This is a genomic window from Streptomyces sp. NPDC006265, from assembly GCF_040613555.1.
In the GTDB taxonomy this organism is placed as follows: domain Bacteria; phylum Actinomycetota; class Actinomycetes; order Streptomycetales; family Streptomycetaceae; genus Streptomyces.
Map to the genome: position 1 here is coordinate 1 of NZ_JBEXSH010000934.1, position 3,410 is coordinate 3,410.

Consider the following 3,410-nt stretch of genomic DNA (forward strand, 5'->3'; position numbering starts at 1 on the left):
GGCGCCGTCGTCGCGACCCTGCGGGACGCAGAGGTGCGCCGCGGCGGCTTCGTCCTCGGCCCCGTCTCCCTGCAGATCGACTGCAGGTCCAGTCGACCTGCTGGTCGCGGCGCTTCGCGGTGAGCCGGCCCGTGGAGTCCAGCAGGGTGCGGTGCTGCTCCAAGCGCTCCCACACCGTGTCCAGGCCGGTCGACTCGCGGGCACTGCAGTGCAGCACCGGCGGGGTCCAGAAGGCGTCCCTGCCGTGCATCAGACGCAGCGCGCCCGCCAGCTCCCGCGCGGCGGCACGGGCGTCGCGCTCGTGCGGCCCGTCCGCCTTGTTGACGGCGATCACGTCGGCCAGCTCCAGCACGCCCTTCTTGATGCCCTGCAGCTGGTCGCCCGTGCGCGCGAGGGTGAGCAGCAGGAACGAGTCGACCATGTTCGCGACGGCGGTCTCGGACTGGCCGATACCGACCGTCTCCACCAGGACCACGTCGTAGCCGGCCGCCTCCATCACCACGATCGACTCGCGGGTGGCCTTCGCGACCCCGCCCAGCGTGCCAGCCGTGGGGGAGGGGCGCACGAACGCCGCCGGGTCCACGGCCAGGCGCTCCATCCGGGTCTTGTCGCCCAGGATCGAACCGCCCGTACGGCTGGACGACGGGTCGACGGCCAGCACCGCCACCCGGTGCCCGAGCGAGGTCAGCAGCGTGCCGAACGCGTCGATGAACGTCGACTTGCCCACGCCCGGCACCCCGCTGACGCCGATCCGCCGGGCCCGGCCGCTGTGCGGCAGCAGCGCGGTCAGCAGTTCCTGGGCCAGCGCGCGGTGCTGCGGCCGGGTCGACTCGACGAGTGTGATGGCGCGGGCGATGATCGCCCGCTTCCCGTCGAGCACACCCTTCACGTACGCGTCGACATCGATCACAGGGCGTGCCCGAGGTCGCCCGACAGGCGCTGCACCAGGTCGTAGGCCGCGTCCGGGATCACCGTCCCGGGCGGGAACACGGCCGCCGCGCCCATCTCCAGCAGCGTCGGCACGTCCTGCGGCGGGATCACCCCGCCGACCACGATCATGATGTCCGCGCGGCCCTCCTCGGCCAGCGCCTCACGCAGCGCCGGGACGAGGGTGAGGTGACCGGCCGCCAGCGAGGAGACGCCGACGATGTGCACGTCCGCCTCGACGGCCTGCCGGGCCACCTCGGCGGGCGTCTGGAACAGCGGGCCGACGTCCACGTCGAAACCGAGATCGGCGAAGGCCGTGGCGATCACCTTCTGGCCGCGGTCGTGGCCGTCCTGGCCCATCTTCGCGACCAGGATGCGCGGGCGGCGGCCCTCGGCCTCCTCGAAGGCGGACACCAGGGTGCGGGTGCGGTCCACGCTCGGGGACTCTCCGGTTTCGTTGCGGTACACGCCGGAGATCGTACGGATCTGCCCCGCGTGCCGGCCGTACACCTTCTCCAGGGCGTCGGAGATCTCCCCGACGGTGGCCTTCGCGCGGGCCGCGTGCACGGCCAGTTCCAGCAGGTTGCCCTCGCTGCCCGCCGCCCGGGTCAGCGCGTCCAGCGCGTCCTGGCAGGCCCGCTCGTCCCGCTCCGCGCGCAGCCGCCGCAGCTTCTCGATCTGCTGCGCCCGCACCGAGGAGTTGTCGACCTTCAGGACGTCGATCTGCTCGTCGGTCTCCACCCGGTACTTGTTGACGCCGATGACCGGCTGGCGGCCCGAGTCGATCCGGGCCTGCGTGCGCGCCGCGGCCTCCTCGATGCGCAGCTTGGGGATGCCCGCGTCGATGGCCTTGGCCATGCCGCCCGCGGCCTCGACCTCCTCGATGTGCTGCCAGGCCCGCCGGGCCAGGTCGTACGTCAGCTTCTCCACGTACGCGCTGCCGCCCCACGGGTCGATCACGCGGGTCGTGCCGGACTCCTGCTGGAGCAGCAGCTGCGTGTTGCGGGCGATGCGCGCCGAGAAGTCGGTGGGCAGCGCGAGCGCCTCGTCGAGGGCGTTGGTGTGCAGCGACTGGGTGTGCCCCTGCGTGGCCGCCATGGCCTCGACGCAGGTACGCGTCACGTTGTTGAAGACGTCCTGCGCGGTCAGCGACCAGCCCGAGGTCTGCGAATGGGTGCGCAGGGAAAGGGACTTGGCGTTCTGCGGGTCGAACTGCTTCACGAGCTTCGCCCACAGCAGGCGCGCCGCCCGCAGCTTGGCGACCTCCATGAAGAAGTTCATGCCGATGGCCCAGAAGAACGACAGCCGCGGCGCGAACGCGTCCACGTCCAAGCCGGCTTCCCGGCCCGCCCGGATGTACTCCACCCCGTCCGCGAGCGTGTACGCCAGCTCCAGGTCGGCCGTCGCACCGGCCTCCTGGATGTGGTAGCCGGAGATGGAGATGGAGTTGTAGCGCGGCATCCGCTGCGAGGTGAAGGCGAAGATGTCGGAGATGATCCGCATCGACGGCTTCGGCGGGTAGATGTAGGTGTTGCGGACCATGAACTCCTTGAGGATGTCGTTCTGGATGGTCCCGGCCAGCTTCTCGGGCGGCACGCCCTGTTCCTCGGCGGCGACGATGTACAGCGCCAGCACCGGCAGCACGGCGCCGTTCATCGTCATCGACACGGTCATCCTGTCCAGCGGGATCCCGTCGAACAGCTGTCGCATGTCGTAGATCGAGTCGATCGCCACGCCCGCCATGCCGACGTCACCCGTCACGCGCGGGTGGTCGCTGTCGTAGCCGCGGTGCGTGGGCAGATCGAAGGCGACCGACAGGCCCTTCTGGCCGGCCGCGAGGTTGCGCCGGTAGAAGGCGTTGGACTCCTCGGCCGTCGAGAAGCCGGCGTACTGGCGGATGGTCCAGGGCTGGTTGGCGTACATCGTCGGGTACGGGCCGCGCAGGAACGGCGCCGCTCCCGGGTACGTGTCCAGGAAGTCCAGGCCCTCCAGGTCACGGCCGGTGTAGAGCGGTTTGACGGCGATGCCCTCAGGGGTCTCCCAGAGCAGGTCGTCCCCACCGGAGGCGTTCTTGACCGCCGTACGCCACTCGTCGGTGCCGCCGTCGGGGGCCGGCGTGCCCAGCTCGATCCCGGAGAAGTCGGGGATTCCCATCAGGACACAACTCCCATGCGGTCGAGGGTGGCGGACAGCACGGCGACGGCGTCACAGCCCGCGAACACGTACGCGTCGACACCGCAGTGCTGCCCGGGGCGCCCGGCGAGGAACACATGCGAGGCGCCGGCGGCCCGCAGCCGCGCGGCCTCCGCCTCGGCCTGCTCCTCGTACAGCGCGTCACTGGAGCACAGACAGACCTCCGTGGCGCCGCTGTCCTCGAAGGAGCCCTCGGTGACGGGCTCGACGCCGCCGGCCTGGAACAGGTTCGCGGCGAAGGTCAGCCGCGCGGTGTGCGCGGCGGCCGGGCCCAACGCGGCCAGATAGAC

At 71.3% G+C, this 3,410-nt stretch carries 2 protein-coding genes and 1 pseudogene; all 3 read right to left on the bottom strand.

What is annotated here, in order from left to right; genetic code table 11:
* Positions 1–910, bottom strand: a 910-nt coding sequence (meaB, locus tag ABZ281_RS43020) for a methylmalonyl Co-A mutase-associated GTPase MeaB (RefSeq protein ID WP_356663544.1), incomplete at its 3' end; no start/stop codon positions are given.
* On the bottom strand, positions 907–3,081 hold the full coding sequence (scpA, locus tag ABZ281_RS43025) for a methylmalonyl-CoA mutase (protein ID WP_356663546.1): 2,175 nt from the start codon (positions 3,079–3,081) through the stop codon (positions 907–909). The genes scpA and meaB, both read right to left, overlap by 4 nt.
* Positions 3,081–3,410: pseudogene (locus ABZ281_RS43030) on the bottom strand (methylmalonyl-CoA mutase); the annotation flags it as partial. The gene scpA and the pseudogene ABZ281_RS43030, both read right to left, overlap by 1 nt.

What these genes read in the sequence shown, in the direction of transcription:
- scpA (WP_356663546.1), bottom strand. Translation starts at nt 3,081, where the DNA reads ATGGGAATCCCCGACTTCTCCGGGATCGAGCTGGGCACGCCGGCCCCC.